This window comes from Arthrobacter humicola (assembly GCF_039531445.1).
Lineage (GTDB): Bacteria > Actinomycetota > Actinomycetes > Actinomycetales > Micrococcaceae > Arthrobacter > Arthrobacter humicola.
Map to the genome: position 1 here is coordinate 236751 of NZ_BAAAQB010000006.1, position 16769 is coordinate 253519.

A 16769-nucleotide genomic window follows, 5' to 3' on the forward strand; every position below is an offset into this window, starting at 1 on the left:
CCCGGCAAGTTCGGCCGGGCGTTGACTGCGCAGTCCGGGTGCGGGAATAGACTCAGGGCTGTGGAGACGTGGACCGTGAAGACTGACGACGGCGAGGGGCACCTCGAGCTGCATACGTTCCGGCCGGAGACGCCCGGGCCGGGCGGATCGGCCGCCGCGGGGGCCACAACCGGCGCTGGACCCGGCGCTGGATCCGGCGTCGTCGTCGTGCACGGGACGCTGGTGACCGATGCGCTCTACCGGCCCTTTGCCCGAAAGCTCAGCCGGCTGCTGGGCCGGCCGGTGCACTGCTACAACCGGCGGGGGCGCGCCGGTTCCTCCCCCCAGCCGGCAGACTATTCGGCGGCCACGGAGATTGCCGACCTGGCAGCGGTGCTGCGCGAGACCGGCGCCAGCGACGTCGTGGCCCACAGCTATGGCGGGTTTGTGGCCCTCCAGGCCGCCCGGAGCCTGCCTATCCGCAGGATGGTGACCTATGACGCGGCCGTCAGCCTTTCGGGGAACCTCAGCCGGCGCTGGCGGCCCGAGCTTGAGCGGTCGGTGGCTGCCGGCAAGCTTGACGAGGCCTGGGCCCATTTGGTGCAGGGCCTGGAGACGGCCGGCCCGGTGTCCCGGCTGCCGCTGGGCGCGCTGCGCATGCTGAGCATCGTCTCGGCGAGGACCAGCCTGGGCGCCGAAATGCGGGAACTGCTGCCCACGGCCGTCGCCGAGATGCGGGCCGTGCTTGATGCCGACGCCGAGGTCGCCGATTTCACCTCCATCACCACCCCCACGCTGATGCTCAGCGGCGGCTGGAGCCCGGCGTACTTCGCCGAGACGGGCCGCCAACTCGCCGCCGCCGTCCCCGCGCTGACCTTCGCCGTCGTTCCCGGGCAGCTCCACGAGGGCCCCATCCGGCCCGGCAACAGGCTGGCCCTGCGGGCAGCGCGGTTCCTCCTCGGCGGGCCCGGTGCTGCGTCCACGGCTACGGGCCGAGGGATAGGCAGCATTACCGGAACAATGGCTGGCGGCATGCCCGGCATCTACGGACGCATCCCCGGGCGGATCCCCGGCCGAACGCGGCGGCCCGGGCCGGACCGCTGACAGGCCGCTAGCGCGGCCTGCCGTTAGAATCGGGGGCGACCCTTTCGAAAGGACCCCCTTGGCCAAGCTCTATTTCCGCTACGGCGCCATGAACTCCGGCAAATCCACGGGGCTGCTGCAGGCGGCGTTCAACTATGAAGAACGCGGACAGCGGGTGCTTCTGGCCAAGCCGGACGTGGACACCAAGGGCGACGCCGACGTCGTGTCCCGCCTTGGCATGACCCGTTCGGTGGACTTCCTGATCCCCGCCGGCGCGTCAGCCCGCGACCTCTTTACGGCCCAGGCCCATGGGGACGATCCCGATGCCCTGCTGCAGCACGTGGAGACCTCGCCCGTGGCCTGCCTGCTGGTGGACGAGGCGCAGTTCCTGGAACCGGCGCAGGTGGACGACCTCTTCCGCATTGCGGTCCTGGACAACGTCCCCGTGCTGGCGTACGGCATCCGCACCGACTTCCGGACCCGGGCCTTCCCCGGTTCGCTGCGGCTGCTGGAAATTGCGCACACCCTCGAAGAGCTCAAGACCATCTGCCGCTGCGGACGCAAGGCCATCTTCAACACCCGCCGGATCGGGGACCATGTGGTTTTCGACGGCGACCAGGTGGCGATCGACGGCCAGGACGTCTGGTACGAGTCGCTCTGCGGCGCCTGCTACCTCGAGGTCTCCGGCGGCCGGCTGGGCAACTAGCACCGGGACTTAGTGCACCGTCTACTGCATGGCGGCGTGTGCTCGGCTAGGCTCGGAGCATGACCCGCGAGAACATCAGAACCCCCGACGGCGGAACGATCGAGCTTTTCAGCACGGGCGCCGAGCTTGCCTCGGCGGGCTCGGGCATCGTCGTCGTGCCGGCCTCGATGGTGACGGCCGCCGATTACACGCGTTTCGCGCAGAAGCTCAGCGCATCGCTGGGCCGGCCGGTGCACACCTTCAACCGGCGCGGACGCGGCTCGTCATCCCCGCAGCCGGAGGACTACACCCTGGACGTGGACATCCACGACCTCGACGCCGTCATGAAGCACACGTCCAGCACGGACGTCTTCGGCCACAGCTTCGGCGGTGCGGTGGCCCTGCACGCGGCCCGCACCCTGCCGGTGGAACGCCTGGCGGTCTACGACCCCGCCGTGTCGGTCAACCACAGCGTCACGGCGGACTGGACGCCAGAATACGAGCGGGCGACGGCGGCCGGCGACGACGACCGCGCCCTTGCCGTCCTGCTCAAGGGCTTGGAAACCGGGAGCGCCCTGTCCCGGATGCCGTTGTCCATGCTGACGCTGGCGAACAAGCTTTCGGCGGGCACCCCGATCGGCAAGCAGCTGCGCGACCTTATGCAGACAGGTGTGCGGGAGATCAAGGCGATCATCGCGGCGGACATGCCGGCGGAGCCGTTCCTGGAACTGCCGCTTGAGACGCTGATCATCGTCGGCGAAAAGAGCCCTGCCTACTTCGGTGTGGCCTGCGCCCAGATCCACGACGTCCTCTCCGGATCCAGCTACACGATCCTGCCGGGCATGGGCCACGACGGCGTCAACAAGGCACCGGACAAGCTCATCGCCGAACTCAGCGCGTTCTACGCCGGCTGACTCCCGGCCACCAACACCCACGAAGCAACGCGGGGCCACTTCGCGCCCGTCCCGGAAGTCCGGACATGGCCGCGAGGTGACCCCGCGTTGCTTGTCAATTGCGGCTAGTGCGCGACGGGCTGTGCCACGCCTGCGGTCTTGCGCATCATGGCGGACAGCACGACGGCGCCGAGCGCTATGACGGCTGCCGTCAGGAACGCCGCATGCATGCCGGCCACCATGCCCGAGGCTGCGGCCACGAACGCATAGATCGAGACCAGGAGCGCAGTGCCGGCGGCGCCGGCCACTTGCTGCAGGGTGCTCATGATGGCCGAGCCGTGGGAGTACAGGTGCGGGGGCAACGGGTTCAGGCCGGTCGTGAAGGCCGGGGTGAACACGAGCGCGAGGCCCAGGCTCAGGGTCACATGCAAGGCAATGATCCACCCCACCGGTGACGCGGCGTCCAGCATGGAGAACTGCCACAGGGACAGCACCATCATGACCGAGCCCGTCACCGTCAGCGGCAGGGGGCCGATCTTGTCGAAAACGCGGCCGATGAAGGGCCCCAGCAGGCCCATGGCCAGGCCGCCCGGAAGCAGCACCAGGCCGGTCTCGAGCGACTTCAGGCCGCGGATTTCCTGCAGGTACAACGGCAGCAGGATTACCGCGCCGAACAATGCGACCATGGCCACGACCAGCAGGAGTACGGACACCGTGAACATCCGGAAGGTAAACGCGCGCAGGTCCAGCAGGGGCCGGTCGCTCTTCTGCAGCTTCAGCTGGCGCAGGACGAACGCTGCCAGGGCCAGCACTCCAGCGGCCAGCGCCAGCACGGCGGGCGTGCGGGATCCGGCGTCGCCGCCGCCGATCTGGCTGAGGCCATACACGAGGCCGCCGAACGCCGGGACCGTCAGCACTACCGAGAGGGCATCAAGCCGGGTTTTCTCCGTCTCGCCGATGTTGGTCAGGTACCTGGCCCCGATGGCAAGTGCGGCGAGCGCGATCGGCAGCACGAAGACGAACATGAACCGCCAGGAAAAGTGCTGGAGGATCAGGCCGGAAACCGTGGGGCCGAGTGCCGGCGCCACCGAGATGGCGATGCTGACGTTGCCCATGACGGCGCCGCGGCGTTCCAGCGGCACGAGCGTGAGGATGGTGGTCATGAGCAGCGGCAGCATGATGGCCGTGCCGCCGGCCTGGACGATGCGGGCCAGCAACAGGACTTCGAAGCCCGGGGCGACGGCGGCCAGCAGAGTTCCACCGGAGAACAGCCCCATGGCCAGCAGGAACACGGCACGGGTGGACAGCCGCTGCAGGATGAACCCGGTGGTGGGAATCACGACCGCCATGGTGAGCATGAAACCGGTGGACAGCCACTGCACGGTGGGGGCGTCAGCACCGAGGTCCACCATCAGCCGCTGCAGGGCCACGTTCATGATCGTCTCGTTGAGGATCACGACGAACGTGGCCACCAGCAACGTCACGATGATGGTGACGGACTCCCGCGACATCTTGGCCGGCGCGGGAGCTGAGGCGGGCGCGGCCGGCGTCGGTCCCGGGCTGGCGGGACCAGCGCCCGGCGCGGGGGCGCCGGCGTTGTTGGAAGAGACGTCTGTTGACATGGGAATTCCCTCAGGGCGTTGGGTGTGGGTCCGGCGAGCGTCGGCGCTGCTGCAGGTTGCAACAGTCTAAGCCCTGGGCGCATTCCCGTCACCGGAGCAGAATTCCACCGCCGGAAAAGCAACGCGGGGTCACATCCGGCCCCGGCATGGACCGTGTCTGACCCCACGTTGCTGTTTGCTGGTCCCGCTGGTGTCAGGCGTCCAGCGGCACGTTGTCGATCAGCCGCACCGGACCCACCTTGGCCGCAATGATTGCCAGCGCTTCGCCGCGGAACGGGGTTTCCTTGCAGTTCTCCGCGAGGGGTTCGAGGGTGCGCGGATCCACGACCTCGAAATAGTCCAGTTCCACGAGCGGCTGGGACCGGACCAGGGCCTGCGCGGACTCGACGTCGAGGGGCTGATGGGCGTTGGCGCGCTCCTCGATGAGCCGCAACGCCCGGGAGAGGACCAGGGCGGCCCCGCGCTCGTCCTCGGAGAGGAAGCGGTTGCGGCTGGACAGCGCCAGTCCGTCGGACGAGCGCACAATGGGCACGGGTACGATCTCCACCGGGAAATTCAGGTCCGCCACCATACGTTGGACCAGGGCCAGCTGCTGGGCGTCCTTCTGGCCAAAGTAGGCGCGGTAGGCCGGCTGGCCTCCGCCGGGAAGCCCGGCGCCCGGAAGGCCATAGTGGAGCAGTTTCGCGACGACGGTCAGCGCGCCGTCGAAGTGTCCGGGCCGGGACGCACCCTCCCACTTTTCACCCAGGGGCCCTGCCGTGATCCGCACGAGGGGCTCCCCGCCGGGGTAGACCTCCTCCACCGCCGGCGCGAACGCCAGGTCAACGCCTTCGGCGTCAAGCAGGGCGAGGTCGGCCTCCAGCGTCCGGGGGTACCGGTCCAGGTCCGCGGCCTCGCCGAATTGCAGCGGGTTGACGAAGATGCTGGCCACGACGACGTCGTTCTGGACGACGGCGGTGCGGGCCAGCTGGGCGTGCCCCTCGTGCAGGGCGCCCATCGTGGGCACCAGCCCCTGGGATGTGCCGCCCTTCTGCGCCAGCAGCCGGGCGCTTGCGGCGCGGAGCTGGGCAGCGGTGGTGACGAGTTGGATTGCCATGTCAGGGTCCTTCCGGGGCGCGGGTCCCGTTCTGGTCGGGGCCGCGGAGCGCCTGTTCGATGCCGTCGAGTTGGTCCGGCTTCAAGAGCCCGCGGCTCCCTGCCCGGCGGGCTGTCGCCCGGGCCATGGCCAGGTACGCCTCCAGAATATCGCCGCCTGAGCCGCCGTCGTACTCGCGGAGGGCACCGGCGTGCGCGGCGACCGTGCCGGTGTCGCCGCGGGCCACGGGCCCGGTCAGGGCCGATTCGCCGGAGGCGAGCGCGTTCTCCAGCGTGGCGCGGAGCAGCGGGCCCAGCATCCGGTCCGGGGCTTCGACGCCGACGTCGCGGAGCAGCTGCGAGGCCTGCGCCACGAGCGTGACCAGATGGTTCGCGCCATGCGCCAGGGCAGCGTGGTACAGGACGCGGTCGGCTTCTGCAATAGCGACGGGTTCGGCACCCATTTCGACGACGAGTGCCTGGGCGATCGGCAGCATCGCGGCGTCGGCCGTGACGCCGAAGGTGCAGTCCAGGAGCCGGGTGAGGTCCAGGCTCATGCCCGTGAACGTCATGGCCGGGTGCAGGGCGAGCGGCACGGCGCCGGCGGCGCGGACCGGGTGCAGGATCCCGACGCCGAAGCGTCCGGAGGTGTGCGCCACGAGCTGGCCGGGCTGCCAGGCGCCCAGCTTGGCAAGGCCGTCCACGAGGGGGCCGAGGGCGTCATCCGGGACGGCGAGCAGGACCAGTTCGGCGCGCTCCACGATGTCCTGCACTTCCAGGATGGGCACGCCCGGCAAGAGTGTTTCGGCGCGTTCGCGGCTGGCGTCCGACACGGCGGACACCCCAATGACGGCGTGCTCGGCTCCGCGCAGCGCCGCCCCCAGGACGGCACCGACCTTCCCTGCACCGATGATTCCGACGCCGAGGCGTCCTGGTTTAGCCATGATGCGGGCCTTCCTGAGTGTCTGGTGCGGGTGATTGCGCGGGCTGCGTGGTTGGTTCCATCCAGTGTTCGCTCGTTTGGCGCTTGCGTGCGGCGCGGGCGCGGGCGGCCTGGGCATCCAGGAGGGCCCGGGCCTCATCGAGGCCGACCTGGATGAGCCGCGGGGCGACCGGGCCCGCGGTGGTGTGCAGGACCAGGTCCGCCACCCGGAACCTGCGGGCGAGCGGCCCCTGCTGCAGCGCCATCGACTGGGTGCGCTGGTGCGGCACCACAACGAGGTTCCGCCACCACCGTCCGGATCTCAGCAGCAGTGCGGTCTCCGTTGCGGTGAAGCCGTTCCGCCGCCAGCCCAGCGGTGCCAGAAGCCGGGCCCGGCGCGGCGTGGTGACGAAGCCGCCGTCGGCGTCCTGCCGGGCCGCTGTTTCCTGTGCTCCGGCGTCCCGTGTTCCGGTTGGGTCCGCGAGTCCGTTGATTCCTGCCGTGAAGACGCCCGCCGGGTCCGCGGTTCCGGGGTCCGGGAGCACCAGGGAGAGGAGTTTCAGGACGTCGGTGAGGGATCCCACCGGCAGCAGGGTGGTCCGGTGGGAGCCTTCCCGGGCGCTTCCGGCCAGGCCGTAGCCGGCCACATTGATCTGGATCCGGTACCAGCCGAACAACCGCCACAGCGGCGGCTGGCTGATCTTCAAGGCCTGGATCCTGCCCGGCGGCACGGTCTGCGCCTGGGTGTCCAGCAGGCCGTAGCGCAGCCGGATGCCGTCCGGGGAAACGGCGGCGGTGAAGTTGTAGCCCTTGTTGAACGAGGACCAGTAGGAGGCGGCGAGTCCGATCACGGCGGGGATCAGGAAAACCGTGAAGCTGCGGTTTTCGGTGATGGCGGACAGCAGCACGGAGGCGACGCCGCCGGCCACGATGGCCAGGCCTTGTTCACTCAGGAGCACTGAGCCCATCAGGCGCGCCGGCGGCACGGTCAGGACGGTCCGTTCCGGTGCCTCAACAGCGGCGGCCCCCGGTTGCCCCGGTTCCGTCGCCTGCGACGGCGACAGCGTCCCACCGGAGGCACCGGAGGCACCGGAGGCACCGGAGGCACCGGCGAGGATTGTCGCGCGGAGCTGGCGGGCCTCGTCCGCACGCAGGTAGGCCAGGTGCACAGCGGATTCTCCGGCGTCGGCGACTTCGAACCTGAGTTCCGCCAGGCCGAAAATCCGGGCCAGCAGGGGCTGCACGACGTCGATGGCCTGCACCCGGTCCAGCCGGGCCTGGCGCTGCTGCCTGAACAGGAACCCGGTGTTGACCCGGACGTACCCGTCCGCCACCTGGTAGCGGGTGAAGTACCAGCTCAGGACGAAGCCGAGCACGGTCAGCAGCAGGAGGGTGCCGCCGCCGAGCAACAACCACGGCGCACGGCCGGCGAACCGCTCGTCAAAGACCGGGCCGCCCTGGAGCAGCCGTTCGAAGGAGTCCCTTCCGAAGAAGAAGAACAGCGCGGCCACTGCCACCCAGCCGCGGACGAACGGCGATCCCGGGTGGACACGCAGCCAGCCGGCGTCGGCGGTACGGGTGTCTCCCGAACCGGGGCCGGTTTCCCCCGCGGCACCGGTGTCTCCCGAACCGGGGCCGGTTCCCGGCTCCCGCGCCGCCGGGAGACCCTCCGGTGTCAGCGCCATGCCGTCATGGCCTTCCCGTCACAGCCCGGCCAGACGGGCTTCGCCGCGGGCGGACAGCTGTTCGCGGAGCCGGGCTCCCTCGCCGGCGGGCAGTCCGGGGATCTCAGCGTTGGTCCCGGCGGACGCCGTGTGCAGCTTCAGGGTGCACAGGCCCAGTGGGCGTTCGACGGGTCCCACCGCGATGTCCACATACTGCATCCGCCCATAGGGGACCACAAGGGTTCGTTGGAAGAAGATGCCACGGCGGACCAGGAGGTCATCGTCACGCTCGGCGTAGCCGATCGAGCGCACCTGCCGGGGAATCAGGACGAGCCGCCAGACCGCCAGAAGCAGCCAGACGGCGGGAACGGCAACGGCCAGCCAAAGCGGCGGCCACGTCCAGGCGCCGTTGAGTACCAGCACCAGGGGAAGCGACAGCAGGACCACTGCGATCAGGTTGCCCAGCGCCCACTCCGCGAGGCGCACGGTGACGTACTTCGGTGACACCCTGAGCCAGTCGATGCCCGGCGGGTCAATCGCTTCGGTAGGCATATTCGCCTTCTGCGGAGGGCTTGTTGCGCTTTCCCTGCACCTCGTGCCCGGATTCGGCGTCGCCGTCCTCGGGCGGAATCCGGCAGAACCGCTCGACGACCAGCCCCACGACCACCATGATCAGCCCGCCGCCGGCCATCGCAAGGGCCTGCCAGGTGATGTCCTGGTTGCTGCGCAGGTTCCACAGCCGCAGCTGCTCGATCACGATTCCCGCGTGCCAGCCCAGCAGGACCGTGCCGGTGTAGGCGCAGGCCTGGGCCAGGACCAGGGTCCACGCCGCGAGGATGGGGTTGAGGATTTTCTTCTTCTTGCCGTTGCGCCAGCGCAGCACGCGGATGCCCAGCACGAGGGTGAGCACCACGATCACGCCCATGGTCAGTAGCCCGGTGAGCGGCAGGACGGGGGTGGCCAGGCTGTAGCGGCCGGCCATCACGGTGGCGAACCAGCCCGCCACGGCCAGGACAACAGCAATGGCCAGCAGGAGCAGGGGGTTGGTCAGCTTCACGGCCGGTCCACCCTACCGGGGACGCCGGCGGCGTCTGCGCCTGTGACGTCCGCGGGGGCCGGGGGCCGGAAGCCGTCAAACGGTGCGAGGTCGGCGAAATCGTCGGCTTTGGCGGCGAGCTCGCCCACGCGTTGGCCGTTGAGCTCAGCCGCGGGATCGATCAGTGACCACGGGTAGAGCACGAACGCCCGTTCCGCGGCCCGGGGGTGTGGCAGGGTGAGCTCGGGGTCGGAACTCACCAGGTCACCGTAGGTGATGATGTCCACGTCCAGGGTCCGCGGTCCCCACCGGACCTCACGCACCCGCAGGTGCTTCTGTTCCACGGCGTGGCAGTGCCGCAGCAGTTCTCGAGGCGGCAGGGACGTCTCGACCGCAATCACCATGTTCAGGAAGTCGGGCTGATCCGCCGGGCCGCCCACGGCCTTCGTCTGGACGATCGGCGAGATGGCCAGGAGGCGTACTTCCGGCGGGTCGACGAGATCGGCGACGGCGGCGGACAGCGTGTCGCTGCGCTCACCCAGGTTGCTGCCGAGCGCGATCACCGCGCGGGTGTAGAGCGGGCTCATGTGCGTCTCCGGTGCACGCTGACGGAGACATCGCCGAACTCGACCTCGATCGGGGCCTTCGGCTTGTGCACGGTGATGTCCACGGCGGCCACGCGGAACTTCTGCAGGACGTCGTCGGCAATCCGCACGGCCAGTGCCTCGATCAGGTTCAGCGGCTCTCCCGTGATCCAGTCCCGGATGCAGCCGGCGACTTCGCCGTAATGTGCTGTGTCCAGGACGTCGTCCGACGCTGCAGCCTTGCTGAAGTCAAGGTGCAGCACCGCGTCAACGACGAACGGCTGGCCGTCGCGGCGCTCGAAGTCGAACACTCCATGATGGCCGACGGCGGTGACGCCGCGCAGCGTGATCTGGTCCATGACGCCGGCCGGATCAGTTGGTGCCGGCGGCGGCCGGTGCGGAGTGCGCCGGGGGTGCCATGCGGGCGGCGACCTTGACGGCGTCCAGGCTCGGGCCGACGTCGTGCACCCGCACCGCCCAGGCGCCGCGGAAGGCGCTGATGGCGGTCACGGCGGCGGTGGCGGCATCGCGTTCAACCGGCTGGGCGGCCTTGCCGGCCACGGTCAGGAGGCTGCCGAGGAAGCGTTTGCGGGAGCCGGCCACGAGGACCTTGTGGCCCATGGCCTGCAGGACGTCCAGGCGCTGCAGCAGTTCCCAGTTCTGGACGTCGTTCTTGGCGAAGCCCAGCCCCGGGTCCACGATGATCTGTTCCGGGCTGACGCCTGCGGCGTAGAGCTTGTCGCGGACGCCGGCGAGTTCGGCGACGACGTCCCGGGCGACGTCATCGTAGTCGGTGAGGTCATTCATGGTGCTGGCGTCGCCGCGGCGGTGCGTCAGGATATAGGGCGCCTTGGTCCGGGCGGCCAGTTCAGCCATTTCCGGTTCGAGGGTCAGGCCGGAGACGTCGTTGATGATCGCGGCGCCGGCTTTCAGGGCGGCGGCCGCCGTCGCGGCGTGGGTGGTGTCGATGCTGACCAGGGCGCCGGCCTTGACGAGGGCCTCGATAACCGGCAGCACGCGGCGCTGTTCCTCGTCCACGCCGACCGCCGTGGCGCCCGGACGGGTGGATTCGCCGCCGACGTCGATGATGTCCGCCCCGGCGTAGAACATCCGCAGGCCCGCCGCGATCGCGGTGTCCGGCGTCGCGTAGTCGCCGCCGTCGCTGAAGGAATCGGGGGTGACGTTCAGGATTCCCATGACGAGTGTCCGGTCCGTGGGCAGGTCCTGGAACTTCGCCGCCGGGCGCGGCTTGCGCAGGATGGGCAGGGGCGAGGTTGCGGGGCCGGTCCCTGGGGCTGCAGCTAGGGAGTCCATAGTCTGTTTACTTACCTTCCGAGTATGAGGCTCATGGCTTCGGCGCGGGTGGCCGGGTCGTGCAGTTGCCCGCGCACTGCGCTGGTGACGGTCTTGGCACCGGGCTTGCGGATGCCCCGCATGGACATGCACAGGTGCTCGCATTCGACGACGACGATCGCGCCGCGCGGTTTGAGGTGGGTGACGAGGGCTTCAACGATCTGGGTGGTCAGGCGTTCCTGGACCTGGGGGCGCCGGGCGAACATGTCCACCACGCGGGCCAGCTTGCTCAGTCCCGTGACCTTGCCGTCGTGCGAGGGGATGTAGCCCACATGCGCCACCCCGTGGAACGGCACCAGGTGGTGCTCGCACGTGGAGTAGAACGGGATGTCCTTGACCAGCACGAGTTCCTCGTGGTCGAGGTCGAACGTGGTGGCCAGGATCTCCGCGGGGTCGTGGTGCAGGCCGGCGAACATTTCGGCATAGGCCTTGGCCACCCGCTTCGGGGTGTCCAGGAGTCCGCCGCGGTCCGGGTCCTCGCCGATGGCCAGCAGGATTTCCCGCACGGCCGCCTCGATCCTCGGGCGGTCCACTTTGGTGCTTGGATGCTGGGCTTCCCCGTCCCCCGCCGAAGGGTCAGCGGGGGCGGGAACGTCGTCGTCGAAGTTAGAAGTCACAGAAGAAGCCTAGCTGGGAAGGCCGTCAGTCCCGATATCGGTAACGCCGCCGGCTCCTCCTTCGAAGGACTCCTGTCCCGGGACACCCTGGGCGTGCGGCGGCAGGGCGTCCAGCGGCTCTTCGAGCCGGGCCTGGGTTGCTTCCTCCTGCGCTTCGCGTTCGGCCTTCTCCCGGCGGGATTCCACCGGGCCGGCGGACAGGATCGGACGGGTCTCCTTGGAGAGCCAGACCTCGCGGAAATCGCGCTTGCGGATGTGGGTGAAGACCTGGGCGATTTCGGCCTGGTTCAAGGTTTCGCGTTCCAGCAGTTCCAGCGCCAACTGGTCCAGTACGTCCCGGTTTTCGGTGAGGATCGCGTAGGCCTCGTCGTGGGCGCCCTCGATGAGGCGGCGGACCTCCTCGTCGACGATGTAGGCGATCTGGTCCGAGTAGTTGCGCTCGTGGCCGGCGTCGCGGCCCAGGAAGGGCTCGCCGCCGCCCTGGCCGAGGCGCACCGCGCCGACGCGTTCGCTCATGCCGAACTCGGTGACCATCTTGCGGGCGATCCCGGTGGCCTTCTCGATGTCGTTGGACGCGCCGGTGGACGGGTCGTGGAAGACGAGTTCCTCGGCCACACGGCCGCCCATGGCGTAGGCCATCTGGTCGAGCAGCTCATTGCGGGTGATGGAGTACTTGTCGTTTTCCGGGACCACCATGGTGTAGCCCAGGGCACGGCCGCGGGGCAGGATGGTGATCTTGGTGACCGGGGCGGAGTTCCGCAGGGCCGCTGCGACGAGGGCGTGGCCGCCTTCGTGGTAGGCCGTGACTTTGCGCTCGTGTTCCTTCATGACCCGGCTGCGCTTCTGCGGGCCTGCCATGACGCGGTCAATCGCCTCGTCCAGCGCGCGGTCATCGATCAGGTTGGCGTTGGAGCGCGCCGTCAGCAGCGCGGCCTCGTTGAGGACGTTGGCCAGGTCCGCGCCCGTGTAACCCGGGGTCTTCTTGGCGACGGCCTTGAGGTCGACGCCGGGAGCCATCGGCTTGCCCTTGGCGTGCACCTGCAGGATCTGGTCGCGGCCGATCAGGTCGGGGGCCTCGACCGAGATCTGCCGGTCGAAGCGGCCCGGACGCAGCAGGGCGGGGTCCAGGACGTCGGGCCGGTTGGTGGCGGCAATCAGGATGACGTTGGTCTTGACGTCGAAGCCGTCCATTTCAACCAGCAGCTGGTTGAGGGTCTGCTCGCGCTCGTCGTTGCCGCCGCCGATTCCGGCACCGCGGTGCCGGCCGACGGCGTCGATCTCATCGACGAAGATGATGGCCGGCGCGTTGGACTTGGCCTGTTCGAACAGGTCGCGGACGCGGGAGGCGCCCACGCCGACGAACATTTCCACGAAATCGGAACCGGAGATGGAGAAGAAGGGCACGCCGGCCTCGCCGGCGACGGCGCGGGCCAGGAGGGTCTTGCCGGTGCCCGGAGGGCCGTAGAGCAGCACGCCCTTGGGGATCTTGGCGCCGACGGCCTGGAACTTGGCCGGCTCCTGCAGGAATTCCTTGATCTCCTCAAGTTCCTCGACGGCCTCATCGGCGCCGGCGACATCGCTGAAGGTCACCTGGGGCATGTCCTTGTTGACGAGCTTCGCCTTGGACTTGCCGAACTGCATGACTTTGGACCCGCCGCCCTGCATCCGGGAAAGCAGGAACCAGAACAGGACACCAAGGAGCAGCACGGGCACCAGCAGGGAGAAGAGCCCCGAGAACCAGTTGTTCTCGATCGGCTGGTCCGTGAAACCGCCCGACGGCTTTGCATCAGTGACCGCCTTGACGACGTCCTGGGCGCGGGCGTTGACGAAGTAGAACTGGACGTTCTTACCCTTGTCCTGGCCGTCGACCTGCAGGTTGTCCTTCAGGACCAAGTCCACGCGGTTCTCGGCGTCGAAAATCTTGGCCTGTTCAACCTTGCCGGCGGAATTCAGCAGTTCAAGGCCCTTGTCGGTGTCAATCCGGCTTGCGCCGCCCGGCGCCAGGGTGGCGAAGGCAAGCAGCAGCATGGCCACCACGACGACAATCCAGATCCCCGGGCCCTTGAAGAAACTCTTAGCTTTCATCTGTTCGGGGCTGGCCCCGTCCCTCCTGGTAGTGCTGCACGGCGACCGTTCTGCGCGCGTGTGGTGCTGCGTCAGGTTCTAGCTATACACCGTCGCACTAACTCACGCACGGTGAAGTGCAAAAGTTCCCTGTGGGCGTAGCGGGACGCGGCGTCCTGCCGCCCGGTCCCGGGCGGGGGCGTCTCCGCGTGAACGATCTATTCGTATACGTGCGGCGCCAGGGTGCCGACGAAGTCCAGGTTGCGGTACTTCTCGGCGTAGTCCAGGCCATATCCGACGACGAACTCGTTGGGAATGTCATAGCCGACGTACTTGACGTCGATCTTGACCTTCGCGGCCGTCGGCTTGCGGAACGCGGTGCAGATTTCCACCGAAGCGGTGCCGCGGGATTCCAGGTTGGTCTTGAGCCAGGAGAGCGTGAGGCCGGAGTCGATGATGTCCTCGACAATCAGGACGTCTTTGCCCATGAGGTCGGTGTCGAGGTCCTTCAGGATGCGGACCACGCCGGAGGACTGGGTGCCGGAGCCGTACGAGGACACGGCCATCCAGTCCATGGAGACGTGGCTGTGCAGTGCGCGGGCGAGGTCTGCCATGACCATCACGGCGCCCTTGAGCACGCCGACGATCAGCAGATCGCGGCCCTCGTAGTCCTTGTCGATCTGCGCCGCGAGTTCGGTGATCCGTTGCTGGATCTGTTCCTTGGTGTAGAGAACGTGCTTGAGGTCTGCCTGGACGTCGTTTGAATCCACCAATGGCTCCTGTGTAGATGCGGGGTGCGACTATTTTCGGGGCGGCTGTTGAGGCCGGAATACAAGCTTCCCACAGCGGGCGGCTTCGCGGGGAACGCCGCCGGCGGCGGACGGCTGCTCCGCCAGGAGCTGCGAGAGCGAGAGCCGGAAGACGCTGACCGAACCGGGAAGCTCCACCGGGCCGGCCGATCCCTGCCGGCGCAGCAGCGCTTCGGCGGCAAGCAGTCGCTGGTAGCTGGGCTGTTGACCGCCGACGGCGGCGGCGGCCTTGGCGATCACCCGGAACCTCACGGCCGGGGCCAGGTCCCGCAGTGCCGCCTCCGGAAGGCTGATTTCCTGCCCGTCCTGCTCCCGCAGCCGGTCAAAGGTGTCGTTCGCCACGTCCTCCAGATAGTCGGCGTCGAGCTGCAGGATCGCGGCCGTGCGGGCGAGGGATTCGGCGACGCCGGGGCCGAGCTTGTCTTCCAGCAGGGGCAGCACCTCAACCCGGGTCCGGGAGCGGGCGTACGCGGGATCCGTGTTGGACGGGTCGTGCCAGGGTTCCAGGCCCTCCGCCTGGCAGATCTCCAGGGTGTCCGCGCGCCGCAGGCCCAGGAAGGGGCGCAGGAGCCGGCCCCGGGAGGGCCGCATCCCGGCGAGCGACCGGGTGCCGGAGCCGCGCGCCAGGCCAAGCAGCACTTGCTCGGCCTGGTCATCGAGGGTGTGGCCGAGCAGGATCACGCCGGCGCCGGCCTCGTCCGCTGCGGCGTCCAGGGCCGCGTGGCGGGCGTCCCGGGCGGCCGCCTCCGGGCCCATGCCGGTGGCGGCGACGTCGACTGTGCGGATCTGCACGGGAGAGAGCCCGAGGTCCTCGAGGGTCCGGGCGGTGGTTGCGGCGACCGCGGCGGAGCCGGGCTGAAGCTGGTGGTCCACCACGACGGCGCCCACGGACACGGGGTGGCCATCCACATGGCCCCGGCGGCCGAAATAGGCGGCGACGGCCGCGAGGGCCAGCGAGTCAGGACCTCCGCTGCAGGCGACCAGGACACGCTCCGGGTAGCCGGCGGCGGCAAGCGCGTCCTGCAGCATTTTCCGCGCGGTGCCGACCACCGGCGCAAGGCGGCCGGGCCGGCGTCGTCCGCTGGACACCGACGACGAACCGGCGGGATTACGGGCTGTCATGACCGCTAGAGGCCCATCCGGTTGAGCCAGAGCTTGGAGTCGTGGATCTCGGCTTCGGTGGGGAGCCGGTCAGCGGACTCCCAGACTCTGTTGAAGCCTTCCATGCCGACGGCGTCCACTACTTCCCGGACGAATTTGGAGCCGTCACTGTACTGGCGCATCTTCGCGTCGAGGCCGAGCAGGCTGCGGATGAACTTCTCGATCATGCCGCGATCCTTGCCGCGGGCGTTGAAGCGCTGCCGGATGGTCTTCACCGAGGGCACGATGCTGGCGTCCACGGCGTCCATGACCACGTTGGCGTGGCCCTCGAGCAGGCTCATGAGCGCGGTCAGGCGGGACAGGGCGGCCTGTTCCTCCGGGTTCTGGAGCAGGTCCAGGATGGCGCCCCGGCCGGGGGCCGCGCCGGGTGCGGCGCGGTCCTTCAATGACTTCGCGGCCGCGGAGGCCCGTTCCATCAGGGAATCGACGTTGCCGAGCAGCTGGCCGCTGAGGTTTTCGATCTCGTCGAGCATGTGGTGCCGGAGCCACGGGGCGGCGGCGAACTGCACCCGGTGGGTCTGTTCGTGGAGGCAGACCCAGAGCCGGAAGTCGGCGGGGGTGACGTTCAGTTCACGTTCCACGGAGATGATGTTCGGCGCCACGAGCAGCAGGCGGCCGGCAGCGGGGGCCGTGGAGCTCTCGGCGAGCGCGGAGAAGGGGTCGTACTGGCCCAGGACCTTGCTGGAGAGAAACGCAAGGATAGCCCCGAGCTGGCTGCCGGTGATGGCGCCGCTGACGCTCGCGGCCCCGGGGTTGAGGGTTCCGCGGCCCTCGAGCATCTTTTCCATGGCCGGCCCGAGCATGACGGCGAAGCTCTGCGTGTTGGCTTTGGCCCAGGAGGCGCGGTCCACCACCAGGACCTCGGAATCGCGCAGGTCCCGGGCGGCATCGAGGCCGGTGATGTCGTGGACGTGCGGCACGGAAATGTCCGCCATGAGCCGCAGGTTCTCAACGGCGGCGCCGATCTCGGCAGGGCTCAGGACGGGACCGGCCGGTGTCAGCCGCGCGGCCGTCGAGGCGGCAAGCTCCCAGTTGATCAGATCCTGGGCCTGCACCGGTGTGCCGCCTGAGGTCTGGCTGTGCGGCTTGCTGTTTGTCGTGCCTGTGTTTGTCGTGCCTGAGTTTGTCTTGCCTGATGTCTCGCTCGCAGAGGACTCCATGGGGTCCATCAGATCACAGGGTCCCGACAATCCGCCTTAATTTTCGCTGACCGGCGAACCGGC

Annotated in this window: 17 protein-coding genes; 3 read left to right on the forward strand and 14 right to left on the reverse strand. The window is 69.0% G+C overall.

Going from position 1 to position 16769, the window contains the following annotated elements; all coding sequences use genetic code 11:
* Nucleotides 1-60: 60 nt before the first annotated feature.
* Genes ABD243_RS02025 through ABD243_RS02035 form a run of 3 tightly spaced genes read left to right on the forward strand, consistent with a single transcriptional unit; the run spans nucleotide 61 to nucleotide 2661 of the window.
* The gene (locus ABD243_RS02025; RefSeq protein ID WP_344361481.1) at nucleotides 61-1083 is read left to right on the forward strand and encodes an alpha/beta fold hydrolase; all 1023 of its coding nucleotides are present in this window, start codon (nucleotides 61-63) and stop codon (nucleotides 1081-1083) included.
* Nucleotides 1084-1141: 58 nt separating this feature from the next.
* Complete coding sequence (locus ABD243_RS02030) at nucleotides 1142-1768, forward strand: thymidine kinase (protein WP_116765451.1); 627 nt, start codon at nucleotides 1142-1144, stop codon at nucleotides 1766-1768.
* A gap of 59 nt (nucleotides 1769-1827) precedes the next feature.
* On the forward strand, nucleotides 1828-2661 hold the full coding sequence (locus tag ABD243_RS02035) for an alpha/beta fold hydrolase (protein WP_091255496.1): 834 nt from the start codon (nucleotides 1828-1830) through the stop codon (nucleotides 2659-2661).
* 104 nt (nucleotides 2662-2765) lie between these two features.
* Here ABD243_RS02035 and ABD243_RS02040 read toward each other — a convergent pair whose 3' ends face one another.
* The 14 genes from ABD243_RS02040 to ABD243_RS02105 form a co-directional block, all read right to left on the reverse strand.
* On the reverse strand, nucleotides 2766-4262 hold the full coding sequence (locus tag ABD243_RS02040) for an MDR family MFS transporter (protein WP_344361486.1): 1497 nt from the start codon (nucleotides 4260-4262) through the stop codon (nucleotides 2766-2768).
* Nucleotides 4263-4455: 193 nt separating this feature from the next.
* Nucleotides 4456-5358 carry a pantoate--beta-alanine ligase gene (gene panC, locus ABD243_RS02045; protein ID WP_344361488.1) on the reverse strand — a complete coding sequence of 301 codons (903 nt, stop codon included), beginning with the start codon at nucleotides 5356-5358 and terminating at the stop codon, nucleotides 4456-4458.
* 1 nt (nucleotide 5359) lies between these two features.
* A complete protein-coding gene (locus ABD243_RS02050) occupies nucleotides 5360-6280 on the reverse strand; it encodes a Rossmann-like and DUF2520 domain-containing protein (protein ID WP_344361491.1) in 921 nt (306 codons plus the stop codon).
* Nucleotides 6273-7943: a PH domain-containing protein gene (locus ABD243_RS02055; RefSeq protein WP_344361493.1), complete on the reverse strand. Its 1671-nt coding sequence runs from the start codon at nucleotides 7941-7943 to the stop codon at nucleotides 6273-6275. The genes ABD243_RS02050 and ABD243_RS02055 overlap by 8 nt, the downstream gene beginning before the upstream one ends.
* Nucleotides 7944-7961: 18 nt before the next feature.
* On the reverse strand, nucleotides 7962-8474 hold the full coding sequence (locus ABD243_RS02060; protein WP_344361496.1) for a PH domain-containing protein: 513 nt from the start codon (nucleotides 8472-8474) through the stop codon (nucleotides 7962-7964).
* A complete protein-coding gene (locus ABD243_RS02065) occupies nucleotides 8455-8979 on the reverse strand; it encodes a DUF3180 domain-containing protein (protein ID WP_116765445.1) in 525 nt (174 codons plus the stop codon). Before ABD243_RS02065 ends, ABD243_RS02060 begins: the two co-directional genes overlap by 20 nt.
* A complete protein-coding gene (gene folK, locus ABD243_RS02070; RefSeq protein WP_344361499.1) occupies nucleotides 8976-9545 on the reverse strand; it encodes a 2-amino-4-hydroxy-6-hydroxymethyldihydropteridine diphosphokinase in 570 nt (189 codons plus the stop codon). Before folK ends, ABD243_RS02065 begins: the two co-directional genes overlap by 4 nt.
* A complete protein-coding gene (folB, locus tag ABD243_RS02075) occupies nucleotides 9542-9901 on the reverse strand; it encodes a dihydroneopterin aldolase (RefSeq protein ID WP_116765443.1) in 360 nt (119 codons plus the stop codon). Before folB ends, folK begins: the two co-directional genes overlap by 4 nt.
* A 13-nt stretch (nucleotides 9902-9914) precedes the next feature.
* Nucleotides 9915-10856, reverse strand: a complete 942-nt coding sequence (gene folP / locus ABD243_RS02080; RefSeq protein WP_116765442.1) for a dihydropteroate synthase — start codon at nucleotides 10854-10856, stop codon at nucleotides 9915-9917.
* An 11-nt stretch (nucleotides 10857-10867) separates the two neighbouring features.
* Nucleotides 10868-11512: a GTP cyclohydrolase I FolE gene (gene folE, locus ABD243_RS02085; protein ID WP_425547107.1), complete on the reverse strand. Its 645-nt coding sequence runs from the start codon at nucleotides 11510-11512 to the stop codon at nucleotides 10868-10870.
* Between the two features lie 9 nt (nucleotides 11513-11521).
* Nucleotides 11522-13597: an ATP-dependent zinc metalloprotease FtsH gene (gene ftsH, locus ABD243_RS02090; RefSeq protein WP_344361503.1), complete on the reverse strand. Its 2076-nt coding sequence runs from the start codon at nucleotides 13595-13597 to the stop codon at nucleotides 11522-11524.
* Nucleotides 13598-13794: 197 nt separating this feature from the next.
* Entirely contained in the window at nucleotides 13795-14346 is a 552-nt protein-coding gene (gene hpt / locus ABD243_RS02095; RefSeq protein WP_091255514.1) for a hypoxanthine phosphoribosyltransferase, read from the reverse strand.
* A gap of 30 nt (nucleotides 14347-14376) precedes the next feature.
* Nucleotides 14377-15414: a tRNA lysidine(34) synthetase TilS gene (tilS, locus tag ABD243_RS02100; protein WP_344361741.1), complete on the reverse strand. Its 1038-nt coding sequence runs from the start codon at nucleotides 15412-15414 to the stop codon at nucleotides 14377-14379.
* 98 nt (nucleotides 15415-15512) lie between these two features.
* The gene (locus tag ABD243_RS02105) at nucleotides 15513-16715 is read right to left on the reverse strand and encodes a zinc-dependent metalloprotease (RefSeq protein WP_344361506.1); all 1203 of its coding nucleotides are present in this window, start codon (nucleotides 16713-16715) and stop codon (nucleotides 15513-15515) included.
* Nucleotides 16716-16769 lie beyond the last annotated feature (54 nt).

Excerpts from the sequence above, each read along its gene's own strand:
- ABD243_RS02035 (WP_091255496.1), top strand. The coding sequence starts at position 1,828 with ATGACCCGCGAGAACATCAGAACCCCCGACGGCGGAACGATCGAGCTT.
- ABD243_RS02040 (WP_344361486.1), bottom strand. The coding sequence starts at position 4,262 with ATGTCAACAGACGTCTCTTCCAACAACGCCGGCGCCCCCGCGCCGGGC.
- panC (WP_344361488.1), bottom strand. The coding sequence starts at position 5,358 with ATGGCAATCCAACTCGTCACCACCGCTGCCCAGCTCCGCGCCGCAAGC.
- ABD243_RS02050 (WP_344361491.1), bottom strand. The coding sequence starts at position 6,280 with ATGGCTAAACCAGGACGCCTCGGCGTCGGAATCATCGGTGCAGGGAAG.
- ABD243_RS02055 (WP_344361493.1), bottom strand. The coding sequence starts at position 7,943 with ATGGCGCTGACACCGGAGGGTCTCCCGGCGGCGCGGGAGCCGGGAACC.
- ABD243_RS02060 (WP_344361496.1), bottom strand. The coding sequence starts at position 8,474 with ATGCCTACCGAAGCGATTGACCCGCCGGGCATCGACTGGCTCAGGGTG.
- folK (WP_344361499.1), bottom strand. The coding sequence starts at position 9,545 with ATGAGCCCGCTCTACACCCGCGCGGTGATCGCGCTCGGCAGCAACCTG.
- folB (WP_116765443.1), bottom strand. The coding sequence starts at position 9,901 with ATGGACCAGATCACGCTGCGCGGCGTCACCGCCGTCGGCCATCATGGA.
- folP (WP_116765442.1), bottom strand. The coding sequence starts at position 10,856 with ATGGACTCCCTAGCTGCAGCCCCAGGGACCGGCCCCGCAACCTCGCCC.
- ftsH (WP_344361503.1), bottom strand. The coding sequence starts at position 13,597 with ATGAAAGCTAAGAGTTTCTTCAAGGGCCCGGGGATCTGGATTGTCGTC.
- tilS (WP_344361741.1), bottom strand. The coding sequence starts at position 15,414 with ATGCTGCAGGACGCGCTTGCCGCCGCCGGCTACCCGGAGCGTGTCCTG.
- ABD243_RS02105 (WP_344361506.1), bottom strand. The coding sequence starts at position 16,715 with ATGGACCCCATGGAGTCCTCTGCGAGCGAGACATCAGGCAAGACAAAC.